Below are 25,556 nucleotides of genomic sequence, written 5' to 3'. Positions count from 1 at the left end.
AATTAGTAGTAATAAAACAAATGATAAAAATAACAACAATAAAATGTGGTTTTTACTGGTTGCTGCTAAGCCTAGCACCCGCAGCGGTTGCCTTTGAACACGCCTTTAATATAAATACCAACACCGTTTTAATTATTGCCAGTGCCCTACTTGCGCTGGCTTTGCCATACCTATTATTTGTAATTTATAAATTAAAGCGCTCTCGGTTACAGCACAGCCTCTCGGAAAAGCGCTTAAAAAGCACGGTTGAAGGCAGTGGCGATACGCTTTGGGATTGGAATATAAAAACTGGCGAAGTTATTCGTATTAACGATAAATACATGATGGATTCAACAACGTTAATGGGTTTTCCGCCAAATAAAAGCTTGATCCACCCACACGATATTGCCTCAGTAGAGCATTTATTAAAAAAACACTTTGCTCAAAAGTCTGCTTTTTTTGAAGCCACTTACCGCATTAAAGACACCTTTGGCCACTGGCACTGGGTATTAGACCGCGGAAAAATAATAGAAAAAGATGCCAACTTAGCGCCACTGAGAATGACCGGCACAGTGCGCGATATTTCAGTGTTAAAATCAACACAAGAGCGTCTCAATTTATTTGCTAAGTGTGTAGAATCACTCACTGATGCACTTGCTATATATGATAAAAACTTTAACTTAGTTGATATTAACCCCAGCTTTTTAACGCTTTTTGGTGGCGTTAGAGAGCAATATCTCAAAAAGCCTTTCAACTTACCTGGTTACGATAAAAGCTACACAGAAAACATTAAAAATATAGTACGAGAGCGTGAGCGAATTCAACAAGAGGTAAAACTGCGCAATAGTGAGCGAGTGTTACTGCCAATAGAGATTTCTATTGATGAGATAAAAAACGATCAACACCAAATAACAAACTATGTAGTGGTTTATTCAGATTTAACCGAACGTAAAAATGCACAATCGCAACTGCATAATTTATCAAATAGAGACCGTACGACCAGTTTACCTAACAGAAATTTATTTTTTACCGACCTACAAAAGCTAGTAAAACAAAATACCCACCATGCCCTTTTGGTATTTGATTTAGATAATTTTAAAAAGATTAATGATTCATTAGGCCACCAGCTAGGCGACAGCCTGTTAGCAAAACTGGCTATGCGATTAAATAAATTAACCCGAGAGAATGATGTTTTTTACCGCCTAGGGGGTGATGAATTTGCCTTAGTTATGGCAGATACTAATGATATTCATGTTATTACTCGCATGGCTAAGCAGTTTTTAGCTGCAATTGCGACCCCATTTAAAATGGCAGGCCACGAGCTCGCTATTACCTCAAGCGTAGGCATAGTGTTATTCCCCGAAGATGGCAGTACGCCAGAGCTGCTGTTAAAAAACGCAGATACCGCCATGTATCATGCTAAAAAGAAAGGCAATAGTTACCTGTTTTTTAACGACACCATGAACCGCCAAGCGGTTAAACGCTTACAAATAGAAAACCTAATGCGCTTTGGTCTAAAAGAAAACCATTTTGAAGTGTATTACCAACCAAAAATGAATATTCGCACTGGTAAACTTACCGGAATGGAAGCATTAGTGCGCTTTATAACCCCTAAAAAAGGCGTTATTAGCCCCGGTGTATTTATTCCTATTGCAGAGGAAACCGGGCAAATAATAGAAATTGGTGAAGTGGTTTTAAACAAAGCATGTCGCGATGTAAAACAATGGCTAGACGATGGACTATTTAGCGGCCGCGTTGCAGTTAACTTATCGGCTAAGCAGTTTAGCTTGCCAGATTTAACGACCCGTATTGACGTGATATTGCAAAAAAACGAGCTACCTTCTTACTTTTTAGAGCTGGAAATTACCGAAGGCACGGTAATGGACGACCCACAAGAAGCCATTGCAATTATGCGCTCGCTAAGTGCCCGTGGTATTCATTTAGCCATGGACGATTTTGGTACAGGCTATTCATCTTTAGCGTACTTAAAACAATTTCCGCTGAATACCTTAAAAGTAGACAAAGCATTTATTGATGACATGAAAACCGAACGTGGCCGCAACATGGTTGACTCTATCGTGACGATTGCGCAAAACCTCGATTTACATGTGGTTGCTGAAGGTGTGGAGCAAGCAAGCCAAATTGACATACTTAAAACGCTAAATTGTGAAACCGTACAAGGCTACTTCTATTCAAAACCGCTTTCAAAAGATGAGTTTACGGCCTTTTTGAAACAGCAACAAAGCAACTCTACGCCAAGCCTTATTAGTGCTAATAACCATTTAGCGCAAATAAGGTAATGTTACGGGCGCCATATACACGCACCAGCTCCTACGTTGCGTATAAAAGCACGCCTGTAATGCAAACCAAATAAGCACCATGCGCCAGGTCCGATTAGCGCCCCTAATAAAATCCACCGTTTAATTGGCATACCTTTTTTAAGCGCTTGAACATAAATGGCCAAAGCACATAGAGCATTAATAAAAACGAAAAGCAAACATCACCCCAACTGAGCTCAAAAGCAAAGCCGCGCATTTTAACGGCAAATAACACACTTTTAAAGCAGCAGGCTTAATAAGCCAATGAGTCGCCATTTAGCTATCAGTGCATATAAATTAAGTATTGATGCAGATTACTATTACCTAGTTTAAAAATTTAGCCATAAAAAAAGCCGGCATAGCGCCAGCTTTTTTGTATAGCTTGGGTTACTTTTCAGCGCGACCCATAAATTTGTGCTCAACCGTATTAATACGGATACGGTCGCCCGTAGATATATGCTCAGGCACCGAAATGGTTAAACCCGTGCTCAGGCGTGCAGGCTTAGAGCGTGCACTGGCAGAAGCGCCTTTGATTGAAGGGTCTGTTTCTTCAACAACCAGCTCTACGCTTGATGGCAAATCTAAACCTACAGGCGAGCCATCAATTACAATAACGTGTACGCCTTGCGTTTCTTCGTTAACGAACTGAATTTCTTCTGCTATCGCCTCTTTATTTAAGTTATACGGCGTGTAGTCTTCATTATCCATAAACACGTATTCATCGCCATCAATGTACGAAAGCATTGCTTCGCGGCGAGTTAAATCTGCTAGGGTTAGCATGTCGCTGTCTTTGAAGGTTTCGTCTACTTTCGCACCTGTTACTACATCGTATAAACGCATACGGTACAAACTACCGCCTGCACGACCTTGCGGTACTGAACGTACAATATCTTTAACTACCAACACGCGATTATTAAACTCAATCGCGGTTCCTTTTTTAACTTCACTCGCCTTTGGCATGGGGGTTTTCCTATTATTTTTTTGATTGCCAGAAACATACCACGAACTGGGTATTGTTCAACTAAAAATACGTTAATTTGGGGCTGCATTTGATATAGACTTGCAAATTTTTAATTTAAAACTAAATACCTATAATCAAAAGCGAAAAAAACTGCTATGGTATCTCTACCGAGTATGACTTCAAGGATTGGATCATGGACCAAAACACAGTACATGAGTATTTAGTAAAGAAGCCCTTGGTGCAAGTGACAAAGCCATTTGCTCAAGAGGTTGATGTTTATAAAGTAAATCATAAAATGTTTGCCACCCTTGCCTTAGGTAATGATGGAGACGTTAATGATGATGGAGATCCTATTTGGTGGCTTAATTTAAAGTGCGATCCCGATGAAGCACTTAAATTGCGTGATATTTTTCCTGCGGTGATCCCTGGCTATCATATGAACAAGCGGCTTTGGAATACGGTGATATTAGATGGCTCTATTCCACAAGGCGAAATTGAAAGAATGATCGATAATTCGTTCAAATTAGTCGTTGAGAATATGCCAGAAAAAGACCGTAAAGCAATTGAAGCACATCTATAGAAACCACCATCACGGGCTAGCTTGCTAGCCCTATTTGCTACAATTTTAATGTGTATATCAAATCGTCATAACGTGTATTATTAATAGTGTGCGCTTGCGTATTAATGCCAGTTAACGTTAATCCACACTTTTGTAATACCTTTTCAGACCCTATATTCCCCTTTGTAACCACGGCTTTAAACTGTGTAATACCGCATTGTTGCCATGCCCACTCAATCACGGCACGCAATGACTCACTGGCAAAGCCTTGATTAAAATACGCGGGTAAAAACAAATAGCCTAGCTCAGCTTGCTCAAGTTCGTATGTAAACCCCGTTACACCCATGGGCTCATTTGAATACTTATCAAATACCACAAGGCAAAGTGGATGAGTAGAAGTGCTATCCCAGCTTTTTAAACGTTGTTCAAAGCGGCTGCGTACAAACGCTTCGCTGGGCATATCGTAGCAATAACGGATCACGGTAGGATTTTGATGTAACTGCAAAAATAATGGCCAATCACTGCTTTGAAGCGGGCGCATTGCCAATCGTGCTGTAAACAACTGCATAATGGTTTACCTCTTATCTGCTTAGCTGCAAAATAAGCTAACATACTTTATAGCAAGCCACTTAATTATAAGACTTATTTGAGGGTAAAAACCTGTCGATAACTAAATAAAAACTGGCAATTTAGGTTTTATAAATACACGTTTTTAACACAGGTAACGACACGTTTAGCCCCGCAGAATGATTAAGTATTATTGCGGGTTGGTATTATTGCGTCCTAGTATTCTATATTTACAAATAGCAGATATAAAAAAACCGCATATAATGCGGTTTTTTTTAATCAAGCTGTTTACGAGTCTTGTTTTGGTGAGTCAACGCTCTCTTCTTGAGGTTGCTCATCAGCAGGCTCTGCTTCTATTGCTTGTTCAGCAACAGATGCTGGGCTTGGCTCATCTGCAACAGGCTGCGTTTGATAAAACTTAGCGCCTGATTCAGCCATACTTACTAACGTGTCGCATGGGGCAAAATTTGCATTGCTATTAGCTAATGTAGACATGTCAGAGCTAACCTTGCTGGCGCCCAATTTATCCATATAGCTAAACGGTCCACCTAAAAACGGTGGGAAGCCAATACCAAATATAGCGCCAATGTCGCCATCACGTGGGCTTGCAATAATGCCATCGTCTAAACAACGCACGGCTTCGTTAAGCATTTGTGATACACAACGCTTAGCAATTTCGCTTTTATTTAAACGCGGTGCAGGGGTTACACCTAATAGCTCATACACTGACTCGTCAACTTTTTTGCTCTTTTTATCGTACTCATAAAAACCACGACCCGTTTTACGGCCTAGGCGTTTTGAATCAATCATACGAGAAAATGCATCTGGCGCTTTAAAACGCTCGCCTAATTCTTTTTCAAGAATTGGGGCTATTTTAGATCCTATATCAATCCCTACTTCATCAAGTAAAGCAAGCGGCCCAACTGGGAAACCAAACTCTACAAGGGCTGCATCAATTTTTTCAATTGGCTCACCGGCAAGCATTAAATTAGCTGCTTCATTTACATAAGGCGCTAAAATACGGTTTACGTAAAAACCTGCCATGTCTTTTACCACAATGGGCGTTTTACCTTGCTTACGTGCAAAGTTAACTACGCGCGCAATAGTCTCTTGTGAAGTCCCTTCGTGCGGAATAATCTCCACGAGTGGCATTTTTTCAACTGGCGAGAAGTAATGCAGGCCTATCACGTTTTCAGGGCGCTGTGCCTGTGCTGCAATTTGTGAAATAGGCAGTGATGACGTGTTACTTGCAAAAATAGTATTGCTTTGGCATTGCTGCTCTATATCGGCAACCATACCTTGCTTTAAGGCTAAATCTTCAAAAACAGCTTCTACTACTAAATCAATGTGTTTAAAGCCACTGTAGTCGGTAGTACCGGTAATACGGTTCATTGTTAACTGCATATCAGCTTTAGACATAATGCGGCGTTTAAGGCGCTTATCTAAAATTTTGTAGGTGTAGTTCATGGCATTACTAATGCCCTGCTCTGCTACATCTTTAATACGTACAGGTACTTTGGCTTTTACTGCGCTTACATGCGCAATACCGGCACCCATTAGGCCGCCACCTAAAACAGCTGTTTTACTAATTGCTGGCGCATCGTCGTTGCGCCACTCTTTTTTCATTTCAGTGGTTGCAAAGAAAATACCGCGAAGCGCTTTAGATTCATCACTCATTACAAGTGTTGCAAAGCTTTCAGCTTCTGTTTTGTATGCTTTTAATTTATCAAGCTCTACACTTGCACGCACAGCCTTAATAATTGCAAGCGGCGCAGGGTAATGTCCTCCGGTTTTTTTAAGGACGTTTTCTTTGGCTTTTTTAAAGATAAAGTTACGGCCAAACGGGTTTGACTCTAATAATTTGCTTACTTTATCAAGCTTTGGCTCTTTATCTGCAGGCTTTTTCTTAGCGGCAAATTCTTTAGCGACTTTTAGTAATACGCTTTGTGGTACTACATCATCTAATACGCCTGCTTTTTTAGCCTGCTTAGGGCGAATCTGCTTGCCTGTTAGCATCCATTCAAGTGCTTTTTGAATGCCTACAATTTTAGTTAAACGCTGCGTACCGCCGCCACCTGGTAATAAACCAAGTTGTACTTCTGGCAGGCCTACTTTAGTCATATCGCTATCTGTGCCTACGCGGTAATCACACGCTAAAGCAAACTCTAAACCACCACCAAGCGCAGCACCATGTATTGCACTTACTGTTGTATAAGGTAGTTTTGTCATATCAAAAAAGGCTTGATGACAAAGTTCACTAATTGCTAACGCATCTTCACGCTTTTGCACGCTATCAAGCATTTTTACATCAGCGCCCGCGATAAAGTTATCGCTTTTACCACTAATAAATACCATCCCCTTTACTGACTCTTGCTTAGCCGCTTCAAGTAAAGCTTTTAAGTCATCTGCGAATGAGTCGCGCAGGGTATTCATTTTCTCACCCGGCACATCAATGGTTACTACGGCAATTTTGTTTTCATCTACCGTTAAATTAAATACTGAATCTGTCATTACGCGCTCTCCAATACAAAGGCTGCACCTAAACCACCAGCAGCACACGCTGTTGTTAATGCTAAACCGCCACCACGACGTTTAAGCTCGTGTAAGCTTTGCGTAATTAAGCGAGCACCGGTTGCTGCAAATGGGTGACCATATGCCAGTGAGCCGCCGTTAACGTTAAACTTATCCATGTTAATTTCGCCAATTGCTTTGCTACGACCAAGTTGCTCTTGCGCAAACTTATCTGATGCAAACATTTTCATATTGGCGAGTGTTTGCGATGCAAAGGCTTCGTGCATTTCAATTAAATCTAAATCAGCAAGTGTAATACCTGCTCTATCAAGTGCGATAGGCGTTGAATGCGCTGGGCCCATTAGCATGTCTTTTTCTACACCAATTGCCGAAAACGCAAAGCTACGTACATAACCTAAAATTTCGTAGCCTAGTGCTTTTGCTTTGCTTTCGCTCATCATCAGTACGGCGGCTGCACCATCGGTTAATGGTGTTGCATTTGCAGCGGTAACCGAGCCATGTTGGCGGTCAAATACTGGTTTAAGCTTAGCGTAGCCTTCAACTGTAGAATTTTTACGAATGTTATTATCTTCTTCAATAAAGCTTTTATATGGCGGTAAATGTGCCGTCATTACTTCATCTTTTAACTTGCCGTCGGCCCATGCTTGGGTTGCAAGTGAATGCGAGCGATGCGCTAGTGCATCTTGATCTTCACGGCTTATATTATGTGTTTTAGCCATTTGCTCAGCAGTTTGCCCCATTGAAAGGCCTGTTGAGTACTCAGCAACCGCAGGCGGTACTGGTAATAAATCTTTTAAACGCAGTTTTGAGAATATTTGTAAACGCTGGCCTAAGGTACGTGCTTTGTTTAAATCAACTAAGCTACCTGCCAATTTTTTACTTACGCCAATAGGTAATACTGAAGATGAGTCGGCGCCACCGGCAATACCTACATTTACAGAGCCTGCCATAATAGATTCAGCTACATTAGCAATGGCCTGAAAGCTGGTAGCACACGCACGCGATACTGAATACGCGTCTACGCCTACTGGCATACCCGTACCTAAAACAATTTCACGTGCAATATTTGGCGCTTCTGGCATTTGAACTACTTGACCAAATACAAGTTGATCGATTTCTGACTTGTCGAAATTTAATCGTTCAAGCATTTCGTTAACCACCAACTTACCCATATCAAGGGCTGGTACATGGTGAAACGCTGTTGCTTGTTTTGCAAAAGGAGTACGTAAGCCGCTAACGATGGCAATACGGTCGCCTTTTGGTGTTTTTAGTATGTTTTGCTCAGACATTTATGCTCTCCCGCTGACAGGTCTGACCTGTTTGTTTTCCTCGATTCTAAACAACCCGTGTGCTAAAGCCAATAGATAAACACAAATTTATACAAAAGCACTAAAGGTAGATATATACATAGTGCTTAATATTGACTACCACAATAGGCTTTTTTACGCGTTTTTACAAAGTTTTGTGGTACGCTAAAAACCGTTAAAAAATAACGAACTATTTTTAAAAATACAGTCTAACTCTTGAGTTACTCACTTATAAACCTTATAACTAGGTCAGTATTAATCACCTAAAATAAATTAGGTACAAACCCAGCTGACGAGGAAGTCTATTTATTATGGCAGCTAACGCATTCAAACAATTAAAAACGTACTTAGATACACAAATTATTGGCCAGCCAGAGCTTACTCAAGCACTCCTTATTGCCATTTTAGCCGATGGCCATCTATTAGTAGAAGGCCCCCCAGGGCTTGCAAAAACCCGTGCTGTTAACGCCCTTGCTAAAGGTATTGAAGGCTCGTTCCAGCGCGTACAGTTTACGCCCGACTTATTACCTGCCGATGTAACTGGCACCGATATTTACCGCCAACAAACCAGCGAGTTTGTGTTTGAGAAAGGCCCTTTATTTCATAACCTTATTTTAGCCGATGAAATAAACCGTGCCCCAGCAAAAGTACAATCAGCACTACTAGAAGCCATGGCAGAGCGCCAAGTAACGGTAGGCAAAAACACCTACCCGCTAAGCGATTTATTTATGGTAATGGCGACCCAAAACCCGCTGGAGCAAGAAGGGACTTACCCACTGCCAGAGGCACAATTAGACCGCTTTTTATTACATTTAAGCATTGATTACCCAGGTGCAGAGCACGAGCTAGACATACTCCGGTTAACCCGTGGTGAAGCTCTTAATGAACAACAAGCGGTTATGCAACAAATTACCCAAAGCGATTTATTTGCCGCTCGCCAAGCTATTTTAGGCTTGTATTTAGCCGAGCCGCTTGAGCAATATTTAGTACAGCTTATTATTGCCACTCGTGAAGGGGCTAAGTTTGATGAGCAACTTGGCCGTTGGATTGAGTTTGGCGCAAGCCCGCGTGCCACCATTGCACTTGATAAATGTGCCCGTGCCCACGCTTGGTTACATGGCCGCGATTTTGTAGCACCCGATGACATTCAAGCCGTTGTACATAATGTACTGCGCCATCGTATTATTTTAAGCTACGAAGCACAGGCTGATGGCATTACTAAAGATCAGGTTATAAGCCGCATTGTTGAACTTGTAGCCGTACCCTAAGTTATGCAAACACAATTAGACTCAAAGGCGTGGCTAAAAGAAAGCCACAGCCACGGTGTAAATTTAGCGCTAAAAGAACTGCTGTATTACAAAGCTAAAGCACAGTTATTAGAGCTGGCACCTAAGGTTAAAATTAAAAACAGTTTAACTGGGCAATACCTTGCGCCCCATAAAGGCCGAGGCATGGAGTTTGCCGAAGTGCGTCATTACCAGCAAGGTGATGACATTCGCTCTATTGATTGGCGAGTAACAGCGCGTACCGGCGAAACCCATACAAAGCTTTTTCAAGAAGAAAAAGAGCGCCCTGTTTTTGTATTTACTGATTTTTCAAACTCAATGCTATTTGGCTCAAAGCTGCTGCTTAAGTCGGTACAGGCTGCGCACATTAGCGCGCTAGTTGCGTGGTCGGCGTGTCAACGCGGAGATAGAATTGGCGGTATCGTGTTTAATCAACACTCGCATTTAGAACTAAAGCCCAGCGCCCGCGAAAAAGCGGTATTAAAGCTGTGTCATAATCTATGCGACAGCCACCAGCAAGCACTTAACAATATAGATAAACAAGCAACCAATAACTTTAGCGATAATTTAAAACGCCTTAACCACTTAGCTAAACCTGGCAGCTTGGTGTATTTAGTCTCTGACTTTAATGGCTTAGATGATGCAAGCTTTAAACAATTAGAAATATTAAGCCGCCACTGTGAGCTGATAGGCTGTCATATAAGTGATCCGTTTGAACATACGCTCCCCGCGTTTAAAAACACTGTCACGGTTAATGCCAACGGCCAAGATTTTGCGCTACCGCTTATGGATAAAAGCTTTAGAGAACGCTTTGCAAAAAACGCCGAGCAAGCATTTAGCACACGTCTAAATCGCTTAACTAAATCGGGTCTTAACTTAATATCATTCAATGCAGCGAGCCCGCTTGAGCTGCAATTAGTGAGAAAATAACCATGCAAACCAATCCACTCGATGGCCTGCACGATATAATAGCGCCAAGCCAAGTTAGTTGGTGGCCACTCGCCCCTGCTTGGTGGGTTATTATTACCCTGCTGTTCATAGCAATCTGTGCAGCTGCTTTTTGGTTTTACAAAAATTATAAATTTAAAAAGCCTAAGCGCTACGCAATCGATTTAAGCCACAACGAGCAAAGCGCGCAAACACTTCATATTATTTTAAAGCGCTTAGTAATAGAGTATTACGATAAACGCCTAGCAACGCAATCAACTGCTAACTGGTGTAACACACTTAATACCTTAACCGGTTTAAGCTTTACCGAGCATGAGCTTTTAAGCCTGTATAATGCGCAGCACACCAATGACGCGCTTAACGAAAAATTACGCCAAGGCATAAAGCAATTTAAACTTAAGGAGCCAGTACATGTTTGAATTTAGCTGGCCCTGGTTGTTTTTATTACTACCTCTGCCCTTATTGCTTTTATTATTAAAACCTGCTGCCAGTAACGCACATACCCGGTTACGTATTCCAAGCTTTGCCAAACATAACTTAGCCAGCCAAAGCCTTGAAAAAAGCGCACGTAAACTAACTATTTTTGAATGGCTACTTTGGCTATTACTGGTCACTGCTGCAGCCAACCCGACATGGTTAGACGACCCTATTTCATTACCAAACGAAGGGCGCGATATAATGCTTGCGGTCGATTTATCTGGCTCAATGACCGAACAAGACATGGCTTACAACGGCCAATATGTTGACCGCCTCACTATGGTAAAGGCGGTATTGAGTGACTTTATAGAGCAGCGCCAAGGCGACAGGTTAGGCCTGATATTATTTGGTGACACCGCATTTTTACAAACGCCACTGACTCGCGATGTTAAAACCGTAAGTAAAATGCTCAGCGAGTCTCAAATAGGCTTAGTTGGGCGTGCCACTGCTATTGGCGATGCGCTAGGTTTATCGGTAAAGCGTTTTGCCAACAAAGATAAAAGTAACCGTATTGTGGTGCTATTAACCGATGGCCAAAACACAGCAGGTAATTTAAAACCTAAAGATGCCCTACTCCTTGCCCGCGAGGAAGGCATAAAAGTATATACCATAGGTGTTGGCTCAGATAACCCCCGTGGATTTAGCCTATTTAATATGGGTGGTATGAGTGGGGGCAGCTTAGATGAAAGCTTGTTAAAAGACATTGCCGAACAAACCGGTGGGTTATATTTTAGAGCCAAAGATGTGGCTGGCCTTCAGCAAATTTACGCAGAGCTTGATAAATTAGAGCCAATTAGCGCAGATGAGCAAACATTTCGCCCGCAAAGCTCATTGTTTTACTACCCACTACTTATTGCTATTTTACTCATTAGTTTAAAAGTAATGTTAAGCACCTTACGTGCATTAAAGGAGCCTAACTAATGGACTTTACATTTATTCGTCCCGCTGTTTTGTGGCTTTTAATACCTGCACTTGCGTTGTTTTTTATAGCCTTTATTAAGCATAAAAAACAAAGCGCAGATAACCTAATTGCCCCTCATTTGGCGCCGTTTATTATGAACGAGTCAAACACTAAAGCCAGCCAGCCACTTTGGCTGGTCGCTGTATTTTGCTGTTTAGCTATTATTTTTAGTGCAGGTCCTAGTTTTGAAGAAAAACAGGTCCCTGTATTTCAAAGTAAAAGTGCCCGTGTGATTGTAATGGATATGTCGTACTCAATGTACAGTACCGATATAGCACCAAATCGTTTAATGCAATCACGCTTTAAAGCACTCGATATGATTGAGCTATTTAAAGAAGGCGACACCGCTTTAGTTGCCTATGCCGGCAGTGCATTTACTATTTCGCCACTTACAAACGATGCCACTACGCTTACTAATTTAATTCCGAGTTTAAGCCCCGACATTATGCCCGACAAAGGCTCTAATGTTTTAGCTGGCCTTGATATGGCAAAAGAGCTTTTAACACAAGCAGGCTATATTGATGGCGATATAATATTAGTCACCGATGGCATAGACCAAGAAGAGCAAAGCGATATTACTAGCTTTACCAGTAATTCTTCTTATCGGCTAAATATTTATGGCGTAGGCACAGAGCAAGGCGCTCCTATTAAATTACCTGAAGGCGGTTTTTTAAAAGACAGCTACGGTCAAATAGTCATCCCCACCATTAACATAAGCCGCTTAAAAAGCCTAGCGACCCGCAGTGGTGGAAAGTTTGCCCTTTACCAACCAAGCAGCAGTGACATAGCCACTTTTGCACCAAGTGCCAACAGTGAGTTATTAAAAGATGAAAAACAAAGCCATGCCCTGTGGCGCATAGACGCAGGTATATATGGGTTACTTATTTTACTGCCCTTAGGCCTTTATTTATTTAGAAGTGCAGCATTTGTAGGCGCCTTTTTAGTACTCAGCGTTTTGCCAACCCAACAGGCAAGTGCATTAGAGCTCCCCTCTTTTTTAAAAAACACTGATCAGCAAGCGCTTGATGCTTATAAAGATAAAGATTTTGAACGGGCCGCCAATGCCGACTCAAGCAGCTTAAAAGGGTCTGCATTGTACCAACAAGGTAATTTTGATGCCGCACTAGAAGCCTTTAGTAAAGATAAATCAGCCACTGGTTTTTATAACTATGCCAACGCGCTTGCCAAATCAGGACAGCTAGAACAAGCCATAGATGCTTACAAACAAGCACAAACGCTACAACCTAACTTTAGCGAAGCCGCTGATAACCAAGCTTTGGTTGAGCAGTTGCTCGAGCAACAGCAGCAACAGCAAGAGGGTGATTCGCAAGATAACCAGCAACAATCTGATCAAAGTGAGCAACAAAACAATCAGCAATCAGATCAAAACCAACAAGGTGAAAATAGCGATTCTCAATCAGAGCAAAGTCAAGGCGAGCAATCACAAGATCAGCAAGGTGAGCCAAGTGATGAGTCTGACACTGAGCAAGACCAACAAAGTGCTGAGTCGGGTTCACAATCAGATAAACAAAATGAGCCAGAACTAGAAACTCAGCCACAAGCTAATCAAGAGCAAAAACAGCCTGAGCAAACAAACGAAGAACAAGCTGAAAATACTCAGCCGCAAACAGCGCAGCAGCAAACGTTAACAGATGAGCAAAAGCAAAACGCTCAACAACAAGCCGCGCAAGCTCAAACGCGTGAGCTCACCAACGAAGAGAAAGAAAAAGCCCAGCAGCTTAACCAGTTATTAAGAAAAGTACCGGACGATCCGGCAATTTTATTACGGAATAAAATGCAATTAGAAGCCCAAAAAAGACAATATCAACGTCGCCCTACAGGAGTAGAAAAATCATGGTAATGCGATTATTTTGCTGTTTATTGCTATTAAGTGCGATGCCATCATGGGCCGCCACCAAATTAGAGGCAAGTGTAGATAAAAACCCAGTCCTTGCTGGCGAATTTTTTATGCTTAACATTTCAGTTGACGACACAATAAAAAGCGAGCAACCCGACACCTCGGTGTTACTTAAAGACTTTGTAGTTGGGCCAACAAGTTTAAGTACGCGCACCAACATTATAAATGGCAGCATTAACAAGCAAACAACCTGGTCTGTTAAGTTAATGACCCGTAATGAAGGTGAATACACCATTCCGGCTTTTAACGTGGCCGGTTTAAGCTCGCAGCCAATAAAATTAAAAGTGGCAAAACGCGCTGCCGATGCTGATAAAAATAACGATATTTTTTTAAAAACATCGCTCTCAAGTGACTCGTTGTTTGTTCAAGAAGCTGGCGTATATACGATTAAACTCTACCTAGCAAAAGAGCTGCTTGATGGCAGCCTAAGTACGCCCAGTATGCAAAATGCACAGCTTACTCAATTAGGTAAACAAACCGAAAGCTATGAGCTTGTAGATGGTAAACGTTATTTAGTGATCACCCGAGAATACTTACTACAACCGCAAAAAAGTGGTGTATACACCATTGTTGGCCCTACGTTTCAAGGCCGTGTACAGCAAAATTACCGCCAATTAGAAGTGTCGGCTTTAGGGGATGATCAGCAACTTGAGATAAAACCTATTCCGGCAAACTATAAAGGCGCATGGCTACCCAGTGAGTTAGTTAATATTGATGAGCAGTGGCAGCCTGATGAAAATACAGTAGAAGTTGGCACGCCTATTACACGCACTATTACCTTAACCGCGTTAGGGGTTACTAAAGAGCAACTGCCCGAAATTGATATGAAAACCATTGCGGGGATTCGCAGTTACCCCGATGATGTAGAAACAAACAATGCCGTAAGAAACGGACGGGTTGTATCTCAGCAAACAGCGTCATTTGCGTTATTACCACAAAAAGCGGGCACCTACACCCTCCCAGAAATAACACTGCCTTGGTATAACACCAAAATAAACCGCATTAGTTACGCTACATTGCCTGAGCGCACTATAACGGTAACACCAAGCGCCAATGCTATAAACCCAGGTGCTATTGCAAACGACAACCTTAATACAGGTGAGCCAACTTTGCCTGCTAATAAAGTAAGTAATACACAGCAGCCCAATACAGCAATAGCCGCGCCGCAAAGTGTTATTCCGCTTTGGTTAATTATTGTTGCCGTGCTTGGGTATATTTTTTGGATAATCACTGCAATTTTTTATTGGTTAAGCCGTTCTACTAATAATGAGCAAAAAAATAACAGTGTATCTGTAAATAAAGCCCAAACGCTTTCATTAAACGCGCTTAAAAATGCAGCTAAATCAAATAATCTCAATGCATTTTATAGCGAACTAAATGAGGTAGCGATTAAGCTTACGGGCAAAAAGGTGGCTGCGATAGATACGTTAATACACAACATCAATAATGATGAACTGGCGACGCAGGTTAACCGTTTACAGTCAGCTCTTTATGCAAATAGCAGTGCAGATGTCGATCTTAATGCTATTATTAACATAATTGAGCAGCACCAAGTTCAACGTACAAAGTCGCAACAAGCTGTATTAAAAGACCTTTATTAACTAGTTTGATAAATTTAGGTCTTTTCATGCATTAAATAATAAATTTTAATTAAAAAAGTACTTATGCTTGGAAAGAAAAAATCAAATAATCAGGTCTTAGTTGATATGGCAGAGAAACAAAAGCGCTATGAAGCCTTGGTCCATGTATATAATAAGGAGCTTTATCGCTTTGCTTATTGGTTATGCCGTGACCCACATATTGCAGATGACCTAGTACAAGAAACGTTTTTACGTGCTTGGCGCTCGCTTGACTCATTATTGGATCAAAAAGCCGCCAAGCCTTGGCTGCTGACTATTTTGCGTAGAGAAAATGCACGTCGCTTTGAGCGCAAGCAGTTTGACTACAGCGATGTAGAAAACGATACACTTGTCGATGAAACCAGCCATTCGTTAGATGATGAAATGGAGCAAACGGTTATCCAACGCCAAATTGCGCTGCTATCTGATGAATACAGAGAACCCTTACTTCTGCAAGTTGTTATGGGGTGCTCTGGTGAAGAAATAGCAGAGATTCTCGATTTAAATAAAAACACGGTTATGACTCGTTTGTACCGTGCCAGAAACCAACTTAAAGAGGCTTTAAGCCGTGATGATGAACAACTTAAAGGGGCATCAAAATAATGGATGAACTTGAGTTTCGTCGACGCACTATTGCGCAGCCAAACGATTTAGATAAGGAGCTTTTAGAGTTTGCTAAAGAGAGCTCTGAGCGACAAAACTTTATAAGCGATATGAAAGACTTTGATAAACAAATTCAAGATGCGTTAGATGTGCCTGTGCCTGACAACCTTGCTGAGCGTATTCTTTTAAACACCTCGTTAAAAGAAAAAGCAATGCAAGAAGAGCAAGCAACTGGGGATAACGTTGTAGATGCACGCTCACGTTTTAAGTTTGACCGTGTTCACTTAGCCCTAGCCGCGTCTTTTTTTGTAGCTATTGGCGCATTCTTTTTTAGCACAGAGCAACACATTGCTCATGAAGCAGGCGAACATGCTTTAACCCATGTTTACCATGAAATTACCGCCCTTGAAAAAACCAATGCTATTAGCCTACAAAGCGTTAACGATAAGCTTGCACTGCTAGGCGCTCATATAGAAGAGCTGCCAGGTAAAATTACTTATGCAATGTTTTGCGACTTTAAAGGTGAAAAAGGTCTGCACTTAATTTTTGAGTCGGACTTTGGCCCAATGACGGTCTTTATTGTTCCTTCTGAGAATAAGTCGTTTGGGTTTGGCGAAGATGATTTTCATGATGCGCGCTTTGCAGGTCATATTAATCGAGGCGACAAAGCCGATACTATTTTAGTGGCTAATTCCGGCGCGCCAATTAATGTGTACAACGAGCGGGTTACCAATGCCATTCGCTGGCTGTAACTAGCGCTTAACGACTAAAAACCGCTGAGTAACACTGAGCGGTTTTTTTGTGCCTATTCAGCGCTCATTTTTCATCCAAAACAATTGATTTTAAATGTAATTATTAATTTTTACTGAAAAGTTAATTATACTCACCGCTCAGTTTAACTTAGGGAATTACATGAAGAACATCATCGTTATATTTTCATTACTTGCACTACTGTGTACAGCAAGTTTTGATGCACACGCACGCAAAAAGTTTGGTAGTAGTAAACGCGGTACAACCCCAGCAACACAACAAACCACACAAAAGCAAAAAGCCGATACCACAGCACCTGCAGCTAAGACAAAAAGCAGTAAAAAAGGCATTATGGCCGGAGTATTAGGCGGATTGTTAGCCGGCGGTTTAATTGCCGCTATGCTAGGAGATAACTTTGAGGGCATGCAGCTATTAGAAATTATTTTATTAGCAGGCGTTGCCTTTATTTTGTTTAAACTTATTACGGGGTTTATGCGCGCTCGCCACTCCCCGCAATTAGCCGGTACTCACGCTACGGGGCACTCTGCTTTTAAGCAAGCAGCCCCAGAGCAACCTACCAGCAGTGGTTTTACCCAGCAAAGCGCACACACTGAGCAAGTACCTTTCAATTTACCCCCTAATTTTGACGTAAATGGCTTTTTACAAGGCGCGCGTAGCCACTATCACACTATGCAAACTGCGTGGAATAATGCAGATTACGCCACGATGGCTGAGTATTTAAGCCCATCGTTAGCTCAAGAGTTTAAAACTGAGCGCGAAGCGATTGAACGGGTAGCGACTGAGGTGATGTTTATTGATGCCGAGCTTGTGCGCGCTGAAACAACAGCAAATTCGTGGCAAGTAAGTGTGCAATTTAAAGGCAAATACCGCGACTTAGACGATAAAAAAGAAGAGCCTATTTTAGAGATTTGGCACCTTGAGCGTGCTACCACCTCAGATGCACCATGGCTGATTGTAGGCGTAGAAGACTTAATCGATAGCGAATAGTGCTGTAATTATAGTTATACCAATTCGCCTAATTAAGTGATCTACTTTGAGGGTGGATAAACGTGTTGATAGCTCGGCAAAAAAATCGCTATTTAAGTGTTCTAAATGAGAGCTTTTTAACGCAGGTAGCGACACGTTTAGCCCCGCAAAATAATTAAGTATTATTGCGGATTGGTATTGGTGGTAAACGCTGGCTAATTGGTATAAATAACAGCTAAAAAAAACCGCCTAGCCTAAAGTTTAGGCTGGGCGGTTTTTTATTACTGTTAAGTAAAAGCGTTATTTACAAACGTCAGCAACGGCGTTTGCGAAATACTCAATGTTAGTATCACTAATACCCGCTACATTTACGCGGCTAGAACCAACAATGTAAATACCGTATTCTTTTTGTAGGCGCGCAATTTGCTCTTTATTAATGCCTAAGAAAGAAAACATACCGTGTTGACGTTCAATAAACGAAAAGTCTTGCTCTATCTCTTTTGCTGCTAAGCTTTCTTTAATTAAGCTACGTAAACCATTAATACGATTACGCATTTCATCAAGCTCACTGTGCCACATTTGTGTAAGCTCTGTGCTGCTTAAAATAGTGTTTACAATGTCAGCACCGTGCGCTGGTGGCATTGAGTAAATACTACGAACAACGCTTAATAGTACTGAATTTGAAATATCAGCGGTTGCAGTGTCTTTTGCAATAATTGAACACGCACCAATACGCTCACGGTATAAACCAAAGTTTTTAGAACATGATGAACAAATAATTAGCTCTTCTACTGCATCAGCTAAAATGCGCAGTCCACGTGCATCTTCTTCAAGTGACGAGCCAAAGCCTTGGTAAGCAATATCAATAAGTGGTGTAAAGCCAACTTCTTTTGCAAGCTGAGCAACTGTGTTCCACTGTGTCTCGTTTAAGTCCATACCACTTGGGTTATGACAACAAGCATGAAGTAGCACAATATCCCCTTTTGGTACTTGCTTAAGGGTGTTTATCATGTCGTCGAACAATAAATCTTTGTTTTCGTAATCGTAGTACGGGTATTCTTTAACGTTTAAGCCCGCAGCTTCAAACAAGCTAATGTGGTTTGCCCATGTTGGCGTAGTTACCCACACTGTTGCGTCTTTATTGCAACGCTTAACAAATTCAGCGGCAACGCGAAGTGCACCTGTACCACCTGGTGCTTGTGCAGTACGTACGCGGTTTGCTAAAAGTGCTTGGTGCTCACCTAGTAATAGGTTTTCCATTTTTTGACAGTAGTCTAAGTTACCCGCTAAACCAATGTAAGATTTGCTTGTTTCGTTTTCTAAACGAAATGCTTCAGCTTTTTTTACCGCTTTTAATACCGGTGTGTTGCCTTGCTCATCTTTATAGACACCTACACCTAAATCAATCTTGTTAGGGTTTGTATCTTGTTTATAGGCTGCCATAAGGCCAAGAATAGGATCTGTTGGTAATGGTTTTAATTCTGAGAACATTAGCTATCTCTTATCATTAATTAGGGGTTGGCTGTTGTAGTAAGCTTAACATAAAAGCTTACCTTCTTGGCTAGTGATATTTACACTAGAAAGTGAGGAATTTTAATGCAGCACGCAACTAATACAGCCAGTGTACGGCTATTAAAAAAGTCGTTACTAAATGCCTCTGCATCTATAATACCGACGCATTCATGTTGCTCATTAAATAAGGGTAAACAGGTTTCAGCTTTCACTTTAGGGTCGCACGTATAGTACTCGCCACCTTGTGCTAAATAGTTTTCTACGTTGTTAATTACACGCCCGCGCTTAGACAATGCAACTTGTACATTATTACTGCCTGCTGCAAATGCTTCAGTAAGAGGAAACAGTGGACGGCTTGGCGCACCTTGATACGCCAGCTTTAATAATTGCGGACCCTGCGCAGTATCAACCGCTTGATAAATACCATACCAATCGACCTGTGTTTGCTGCTCTATGTAATTAACTATATTTTGTAGGTTTGCTAGTTTTTGCTCGTTTTGTGAAGTCGCACTCACGTGATCAGTAAGTTTAAATGGCTCATCTTGTAAATAACCAAACAAACTACACGCTCCGCCTTCACCGAGTTCAGGAATTTGATATTCCCAACGTACAGACGGCAGCGCGCTTGCAGCAATATACTGTTCTAGCTGCTCTAGCTCTTTGGCAATTAATTGTGGGTCTATATTTAATTGCGCAATATCAAGGTAAGAAGAAATCATTTGGCCATCCATACATCTAAAATTTTTTAGATAATAACATGGAAATTTTTTCTGAGCTATAGCAACTTGTAACACATTTCGACTTGGTTACCACTTGCGTTATACGTGACTTTTTCTGCCACTTCTTCGAGTAACGATAAGCCACGGCCAAACTCTGCGTTGAGTTCGGTACGTGTAGAGGAGTCACTTGAGAACCCCCTACCCGAGTCACAAATAATAAAGTACAAGCACAAGGTATCTGGGCAATAACGCATATCAATAATAATCATCGCCTCTTTCATTTTACTCAGTGCTTGCTCTCTTAATTCATAGTATTTAAAAAAGCCATCGTCTTGTTTTTTTATGTCTGAATCAAGGCCTAACACACCATGATCAAGTGCATTGTTATACGCCTCAGAAAGCAATAAAAATATATTTGAGCGATGCGACCTAAGCCCCTCAACACTGCTTAATACATTAACAACATCATACACAGGGTCTGTGCATTTAATTTGCTGCGCGTTCAAGCTAAGTGAAAAGTTAAATGCCAAATTAGAATACGCCTCTTTGGCCTCAGGCTCTGGGGTTAGCGGCAAACAATTAAGCAGCACTAAGCTTAAGTCGTCTAATTGCTCACTGCCATTGGCAAAGGTATTTACATTATCTATAACACGCTGACTGCTGATCATCGGCTTGCTTTTAAGTGCTGCTAAAAAGCGCTGCTCACCATAAAAAATATCGGCGTCGTTGTTAGTTTCTATTATGCCATCGGTTGAAAGCACCAAGCGGGTGTTTTTATCAACTTCTAAATTAATTAGCTCATATTCAAATTCATCGCTGTCTAAAATCCCCAGTGCCATGTGTTGCGACTCAAGCGTTTGCTTTACTTCACCATCAGTATTTATTAAGTACGCATCTGGTAAGCCACCAAGCCAGGCTGAAATACTTTTGCCCGAGGCACTGAGCTCAATAATAGTCGCCGCGCAAAACATGTGCTCTGGCAGTAAGTTATGCAGTAATATATTGATCTCAGAGGCGATATCGTTAACAGCCATGCCTTTTTGCACCATAGTGTAAAACACCCGTGATGCAGGTAATGCTCCAATCGCGGCCGCTAACCCATGCCCGGTAAAATCACCCAACATGCAATATAGATTGCCTATTGGGCTTTGCGCGACTAAAAACATGTCACCGTTAAACATAGAAGCAGGAGAAAGGCTAAAGTCTAAATGGTCTTTAAACTTATCTTGGTTTTCGAGCGAGTTATTAAAAATGTGCTCAATTATTTCGTGCTCGCGCTCTATTTGATTGCGATGATACTCAAGTAAGGTGTTTTGTTGATGGGCTTTTTTACTTAATTCGCGCGTACGACTGTGCGCTTTAATTTTTGCGTTTAAAATTACTTTTTCAAACGGCTTTTGAATAAAGTCATCCCCGCCTACCTCTAAACAACGCTCAAAGCTGCTTTGATCTTCAAGTGAAGTAATAAAAATAATGGGTAGATAAACGTCGTTGTATCGCTGCTTTATCAACTTTGCAGCTTCAAAGCCATCCATTACCGGCATAAGTACATCGAGTAGAACAATATCAATCGCTTCTTTTTCTAACACCTCAAGTGCTTCTAGGCCGTTAAACGCAATTGATATTTTATAGTTTTCTTCGAGCAGCATTTTTTCGAGCAGGATGCGATTAAGCGCCTGATCGTCAACAATAAGTACGTGGGTCATTAGTTAATATCAAACTTCTTATCAAAACGTGATATTTGCAGTATTTTTTTAAGCTGAGGCTGACAATTACTGATCTCTATTGTTTGTACCTGGCTTTCAATGGTTTTTTTCATGTTAAGCAACATACCAAGAGCAGAGCTATCCATGTAGTCGGTCTCTCTTAAATCGATAATCACTTTATTTGTTTTAGGCTCAATTTGGGCATAGGCTTGGCGAAATGATTGCACTAAATTAAAGTCAAATTTGCCTTTAATTTGTATCGTTAAAGTACTTTCATCAACCGATAAACTCTTTGTTAAACTCATTATAAACTCCAATAATATTTCCTTTGACCTAAATATAACCTGTTAAAAGTATTTAGCAAAAATAAAAACACTCGCCAGCAAATTTGTTATTATTTAATACATCAATAAAAACGTTTATTTAGGTAAATTATGAGTGATAACCGCTTAGTATATTCAACCGATATGGGCCGAATTAGCCAGCCAAAGGTTGAGCAAGAACCCACTGCAAAACTATTTAAAGATGGCTTTATCCGCATAGAGCGCCAAACTAAGGGCCGAAAAGGTAAAGGTGTGATGTTGGTTGTGGGTATAGATCCAAAAGCACACGATCTAAAAAAGCTAGCTAAAACCATAAAAAGTAAAATGGGCCAAGGTGGCGCGGTAAAAGAAGGTATTATTGAAGTTCAAGGCGATGATCGCGAAAAACTAAAAGGGATTTTAGAAACCCTTAAATTTAAAGTAAAAATTGCGGGTGGCTAAACCCGCAACTTTTTATTTGCTACTAGCAATGTTAGGCGCATCGTTTAATTTTTTGTATAACGCTGGCAGTTCGCTCTCAGCAATCGGTTTGCTGTAATAAAACCCTTGCACAATATAACAATTATTATTTTGCAAAAACTCTACTTGTTCTATCGTTTCAACCCCTTCTGCAACTACGTCTAATTTAAGCTTTTGCGCCATGGCTATAATAGCCGCGGTAATTTCCATGTCATTAGAATCAGCAGGGATATCTTTTACAAACGAGCGGTCAATTTTTAATATGTCGACCGGGAATCGTTTTAAGTAACTTAGTGACGAATAGCCAGTACCAAAATCATCAATCGATATTGAAATGCCCAGTGCTTTTAGTTCGTGTAATTGCGTAATGGCAGCTTCAACATTGCCCATTAGCATACTTTCGGTAAGCTCCAAGTGTAACCGCTTAGCACTTACCCCTGTTTGTTTTATAATACTGCTGAGCATGGGCACTAAATTAGCGTCTTTAAACTGACGTGCCGATAAATTAATAGATACGTTGTTATCTCGTCCATCTTGCGCTAAACGCACGGCAAACTCGCACGATTGCTGTAATACCCACTCACCGAGTTCCACAATGAGCCCTGTTGCCTCAGCAATAGGAATAAACTTGGTCGGCGATATAAGCCCTTCTACTGGGTGGAACCAGCGTAGTAGCGCTTCATAGCCTACAACGTGCTGAGTTAATGAGTTTATTTGCGGCTGATAATAAACCTCAAACTGTTTTTCTTTAATCGCATGGCGTAATTCGTTTTCAATGAACAGCCTTTCATTGGCAGCCGCGTTAAGCTCTTGGCTATAAAAGTGGTAAGTATTACGCCCTTTGGCTTTTGCCTCATACATTGCTAAATCAGCATGTTTTAAAAGCTGATCTTCTTCTAGGCTATCGTAAGGGGCCATTGTAATACCAATACTAGCGCTGACTATTACTTCGTTATTGCCAAGCTTTATAGGCACATTAAGTGTTTTTTGAATAGTATTTGCGACATCACTGGCATGCTCTTGGCTTTCAATACCACTGAGTAATACAGCAAATTCGTCGCCCCCTAGGCGGGCAATTGTATCTTCGGCGCGTAAGCGTGCTTTAAGACGGTTAGCAACTTCAATTAGTAACTGATCGCCTGCATCATGGCCTAACGTATCGTTAATGCGCTTAAATTCATCTAAATCAAAGTAAAAAAGTGCAAACGCATAATGGCCGCGCTCAGCCAAAGCCATTGATTTACGCAGCTGCATTCTAAAAAAGGTTCGGTTTGCTAAGCCCGTTAACGTGTCAAAGTACGCAAGCTGCTCCATTTTGCGCTGGCTTTCTTTAACAAACGAAATATCTTGTGCGGAGGCTACATAACTGGTGATCTCACCGCCGTCTTCGCGAATAGGAGAAACACTTAACGATACCCAAATAGGCTGTTTATCATTGCCCTGAATCAAGGTATCACCACGCCAGTAGTTTCTACTGCGAAGGTCGATATTGATATCTTCAACCAAAATGGCCATCTCAGATGCGATAATATTCAACAGCGGCGCGCGGTTAAAGTGGCTCTCTGGGTAGCCTGTCATCTCCAGCATTTTGGGATTAACGTATTCTATAACAAAGTTTTCATCGGTGATCACCACACCGGTTCCTGAGAAGGCAACGGCTTTAGAGAGCCTATTAGCGGCTTTCTCGGCAATTTCTTTTTCTGTAATTCGCTGGTTTAACCCATCTATAAGCTTACGAATTTCTACGGTCATATCTCTAAATGAGCCGTTTAGCGTGCCTATTTCGTCTTTGTTTTCTGGCGGGAATTCGGTTAGTAATTGCCCTTTACCAAAGCCAGTAACTGCATGTACTAATGTGTGAATTCTGCGAAGCACTAATTGATACAGCGCTTGGTGTAACAATAAGGCAACCAAGACCGCATAAAGCACAAACAAGCCAAAAAACTTCAGTTTTAAATCTTGCAGAGCAGAGAGCGTTGATGAGCGTTTTTTATAAACCCCAATGTACCAGTCTAGTTTATCAATTTTACGAATATTAATAATGTGTGCTTCATCGTTTTGTACAAACGAATTAGCATACTCTGGTAATTTCATGGTAATTGCTTCATTTATAATGGCTTGCAATTGCGGATTAACAAATTCGTTTGTTGTTATTGTTTTATCTTTGCTGCCATAACTTGCTTGTAGCGCTGGGTTAAGACTCGGGTGCGCAAGTAGTTGGCCTTTTTTATCAAATACCAGTAAATGTTTTTCTTTATCGCCCACAGGTAAAAATGAAATCAGCGTGTTTAAATCTATATCACTGCCGGTCACCCCTAAAAAGTCATTATCAACATACAAGGGGACAAGCAAACTAATAACCCATTTATGCCACACTTTATCGTAATAAACCTTAGACCAAACAGGTTCTCTGCTAGGGTTTAAATCACTTTGTACATACTTAAATGTTGCACCATTAGAGCCTCTGAGTTCAGCCGGTGCGTTTAACGCCCAATTGGGGGGCGAGACACGGATGAAATCGTCTTTGGTGATCATATAAAAATTAAAAAAGTCGTGAATTAAGGTTGGTGAAATGACTTTCCATAACGACTCTGAGTTATTAAATAAACGCTTATAAAAAGGAGAATAATGCTGCTGAGGAAGAAATGCGGCTGAAAGGCCGTCGCTCGATGCACTGCGTATAGTGCCGTCGCTATTAAATTGTAACTGGGTTTTGTTAGATAAATTGATTGCTGAGCTATCACTAAATAGCTGCTCTGACACAACATTATTAGCCTGCTTGGCAACGGCTGATTTTGTTTTGATTAGTGCGTCAAATTGCCTGATAAGTAATTCGGTGGAGCTTTTAAGTACTTCATGCTCTTCGAAAACTAATTGTTTTTCTTCAGATTTAAGCATCAGCGCGGCAGCGCACACACCGGCAATTAAACAAATTGCAGATATAAGCAACGACAGCTTTACACTTAAAGAATTTAGTCCAAAACGCGATGGAGGGCGTCTATACACCACAGGCCAACCTTACTATTTTAGTTGTTGTTATTTTTAGCTAATACCTGAAATATACC

The 25,556-nt window shown here is 41.2% G+C and carries 22 protein-coding genes; 12 read left to right on the top strand and 10 right to left on the bottom strand.

The genetic code is table 11. From position 1 onward, the window contains the following. Nucleotides 1-20 precede the first annotated feature (20 nt). Complete coding sequence (locus PSH54_RS06370) at nucleotides 21-2,279, top strand: sensor domain-containing protein (protein WP_248531115.1); 2,259 nt, start codon at nucleotides 21-23, stop codon at nucleotides 2,277-2,279. Between the two features lie 2 nt (nucleotides 2,280-2,281). Here PSH54_RS06370 and PSH54_RS06365 read toward each other — a convergent pair whose 3' ends face one another. Beyond that, a complete protein-coding gene (locus PSH54_RS06365; RefSeq protein ID WP_374274991.1) occupies nucleotides 2,282-2,461 on the bottom strand; it encodes a hypothetical protein in 180 nt (59 codons plus the stop codon). A 223-nt stretch (nucleotides 2,462-2,684) separates the two neighbouring features. Beyond that, nucleotides 2,685-3,257: an elongation factor P-like protein EfpL gene (gene efpL, locus PSH54_RS06360; RefSeq protein ID WP_004587302.1), complete on the bottom strand. Its 573-nt coding sequence runs from the start codon at nucleotides 3,255-3,257 to the stop codon at nucleotides 2,685-2,687. 194 nt (nucleotides 3,258-3,451) lie between these two features. Between efpL and PSH54_RS06355 the strand changes: the two genes are divergently transcribed. Beyond that, the gene (locus PSH54_RS06355) at nucleotides 3,452-3,838 is read left to right on the top strand and encodes an MmcQ/YjbR family DNA-binding protein (RefSeq protein WP_004587303.1); all 387 of its coding nucleotides are present in this window, start codon (nucleotides 3,452-3,454) and stop codon (nucleotides 3,836-3,838) included. A gap of 37 nt (nucleotides 3,839-3,875) precedes the next feature. Here the strand turns inward: PSH54_RS06355 and PSH54_RS06350 are convergent, their stop codons facing one another. The 3 genes from PSH54_RS06350 to fadI form a co-directional block, all read right to left on the bottom strand. Further along, a complete protein-coding gene (locus PSH54_RS06350; RefSeq protein WP_064386801.1) occupies nucleotides 3,876-4,385 on the bottom strand; it encodes a GNAT family N-acetyltransferase in 510 nt (169 codons plus the stop codon). A gap of 287 nt (nucleotides 4,386-4,672) precedes the next feature. Next, nucleotides 4,673-6,895 carry a fatty acid oxidation complex subunit alpha FadJ gene (fadJ, locus tag PSH54_RS06345; RefSeq protein ID WP_273605733.1) on the bottom strand — a complete coding sequence of 741 codons (2,223 nt, stop codon included), beginning with the start codon at nucleotides 6,893-6,895 and terminating at the stop codon, nucleotides 4,673-4,675. Further along, the gene (gene fadI, locus PSH54_RS06340) at nucleotides 6,895-8,205 is read right to left on the bottom strand and encodes an acetyl-CoA C-acyltransferase FadI (RefSeq protein WP_024031879.1); all 1,311 of its coding nucleotides are present in this window, start codon (nucleotides 8,203-8,205) and stop codon (nucleotides 6,895-6,897) included. The genes fadJ and fadI overlap by 1 nt, the downstream gene beginning before the upstream one ends. A 329-nt stretch (nucleotides 8,206-8,534) precedes the next feature. On the opposite strand from fadI, the gene PSH54_RS06335 reads away from it, so the two are divergent. The 9 genes from PSH54_RS06335 to PSH54_RS06295 all read left to right on the top strand — a co-directional run bounded on the left by PSH54_RS06335 (nucleotide 8,535) and on the right by PSH54_RS06295 (nucleotide 17,793). Continuing rightward, complete coding sequence (locus tag PSH54_RS06335; protein WP_004587307.1) at nucleotides 8,535-9,491, top strand: AAA family ATPase; 957 nt, start codon at nucleotides 8,535-8,537, stop codon at nucleotides 9,489-9,491. Nucleotides 9,492-9,494: 3 nt separating this feature from the next. Next, the gene (locus tag PSH54_RS06330; protein WP_064386802.1) at nucleotides 9,495-10,439 is read left to right on the top strand and encodes a DUF58 domain-containing protein; all 945 of its coding nucleotides are present in this window, start codon (nucleotides 9,495-9,497) and stop codon (nucleotides 10,437-10,439) included. A 2-nt stretch (nucleotides 10,440-10,441) separates the two neighbouring features. Then, the gene (locus PSH54_RS06325) at nucleotides 10,442-10,876 is read left to right on the top strand and encodes a DUF4381 domain-containing protein (protein WP_273605732.1); all 435 of its coding nucleotides are present in this window, start codon (nucleotides 10,442-10,444) and stop codon (nucleotides 10,874-10,876) included. After that, nucleotides 10,869-11,855: a vWA domain-containing protein gene (locus PSH54_RS06320; RefSeq protein WP_273605731.1), complete on the top strand. Its 987-nt coding sequence runs from the start codon at nucleotides 10,869-10,871 to the stop codon at nucleotides 11,853-11,855. The genes PSH54_RS06325 and PSH54_RS06320 overlap by 8 nt, the downstream gene beginning before the upstream one ends. Then, entirely contained in the window at nucleotides 11,855-13,756 is a 1,902-nt protein-coding gene (locus PSH54_RS06315; protein WP_273605730.1) for a vWA domain-containing protein, read from the top strand. Before PSH54_RS06320 ends, PSH54_RS06315 begins: the two co-directional genes overlap by 1 nt. Beyond that, complete coding sequence (locus tag PSH54_RS06310; protein WP_273605729.1) at nucleotides 13,750-15,414, top strand: BatD family protein; 1,665 nt, start codon at nucleotides 13,750-13,752, stop codon at nucleotides 15,412-15,414. The genes PSH54_RS06315 and PSH54_RS06310 overlap by 7 nt, the downstream gene beginning before the upstream one ends. A 63-nt stretch (nucleotides 15,415-15,477) precedes the next feature. After that, a complete protein-coding gene (locus PSH54_RS06305; protein ID WP_039972214.1) occupies nucleotides 15,478-16,035 on the top strand; it encodes a sigma-70 family RNA polymerase sigma factor in 558 nt (185 codons plus the stop codon). Beyond that, on the top strand, nucleotides 16,035-16,787 hold the full coding sequence (locus PSH54_RS06300) for a DUF3379 family protein (RefSeq protein WP_054982184.1): 753 nt from the start codon (nucleotides 16,035-16,037) through the stop codon (nucleotides 16,785-16,787). Before PSH54_RS06305 ends, PSH54_RS06300 begins: the two co-directional genes overlap by 1 nt. 160 nt (nucleotides 16,788-16,947) lie before the next feature. After that, on the top strand, nucleotides 16,948-17,793 hold the full coding sequence (locus PSH54_RS06295; RefSeq protein WP_273605728.1) for a Tim44 domain-containing protein: 846 nt from the start codon (nucleotides 16,948-16,950) through the stop codon (nucleotides 17,791-17,793). Between the two features lie 279 nt (nucleotides 17,794-18,072). On the opposite strand, the gene PSH54_RS06290 is transcribed toward PSH54_RS06295, so the two are convergent. From PSH54_RS06290 to PSH54_RS06275, 4 genes are all read right to left on the bottom strand, one after another. Continuing rightward, nucleotides 18,073-19,263 carry an amino acid aminotransferase gene (locus tag PSH54_RS06290; protein WP_004587316.1) on the bottom strand — a complete coding sequence of 397 codons (1,191 nt, stop codon included), beginning with the start codon at nucleotides 19,261-19,263 and terminating at the stop codon, nucleotides 18,073-18,075. An 80-nt stretch (nucleotides 19,264-19,343) separates the two neighbouring features. Continuing rightward, nucleotides 19,344-20,003 carry a GAF domain-containing protein gene (locus tag PSH54_RS06285; RefSeq protein ID WP_273605727.1) on the bottom strand — a complete coding sequence of 220 codons (660 nt, stop codon included), beginning with the start codon at nucleotides 20,001-20,003 and terminating at the stop codon, nucleotides 19,344-19,346. Between the two features lie 56 nt (nucleotides 20,004-20,059). Beyond that, a complete protein-coding gene (locus PSH54_RS06280; RefSeq protein ID WP_138577486.1) occupies nucleotides 20,060-21,709 on the bottom strand; it encodes a fused response regulator/phosphatase in 1,650 nt (549 codons plus the stop codon). Further along, nucleotides 21,709-22,014 carry an STAS domain-containing protein gene (locus PSH54_RS06275; protein WP_004587319.1) on the bottom strand — a complete coding sequence of 102 codons (306 nt, stop codon included), beginning with the start codon at nucleotides 22,012-22,014 and terminating at the stop codon, nucleotides 21,709-21,711. The genes PSH54_RS06280 and PSH54_RS06275 overlap by 1 nt, the downstream gene beginning before the upstream one ends. 129 nt (nucleotides 22,015-22,143) lie before the next feature. Here PSH54_RS06275 and PSH54_RS06270 point away from each other — a divergent pair, with 129 nt between their 5' ends. After that, entirely contained in the window at nucleotides 22,144-22,473 is a 330-nt protein-coding gene (locus tag PSH54_RS06270) for a translation initiation factor (RefSeq protein ID WP_024031864.1), read from the top strand. A gap of 12 nt (nucleotides 22,474-22,485) precedes the next feature. Here PSH54_RS06270 and PSH54_RS06265 read toward each other — a convergent pair whose 3' ends face one another. Then, the gene (locus tag PSH54_RS06265; protein ID WP_273605726.1) at nucleotides 22,486-25,500 is read right to left on the bottom strand and encodes a bifunctional diguanylate cyclase/phosphodiesterase; all 3,015 of its coding nucleotides are present in this window, start codon (nucleotides 25,498-25,500) and stop codon (nucleotides 22,486-22,488) included. Nucleotides 25,501-25,556: the final 56 nt, after the last annotated feature.

It is taken from the genome of Pseudoalteromonas sp. Angola-30 (assembly GCF_028599215.1).
Taxonomy (GTDB): Bacteria; Pseudomonadota; Gammaproteobacteria; order Enterobacterales; family Alteromonadaceae; genus Pseudoalteromonas; species Pseudoalteromonas atlantica.
This window is presented reverse-complemented; position numbering and strand designations above follow the sequence as displayed.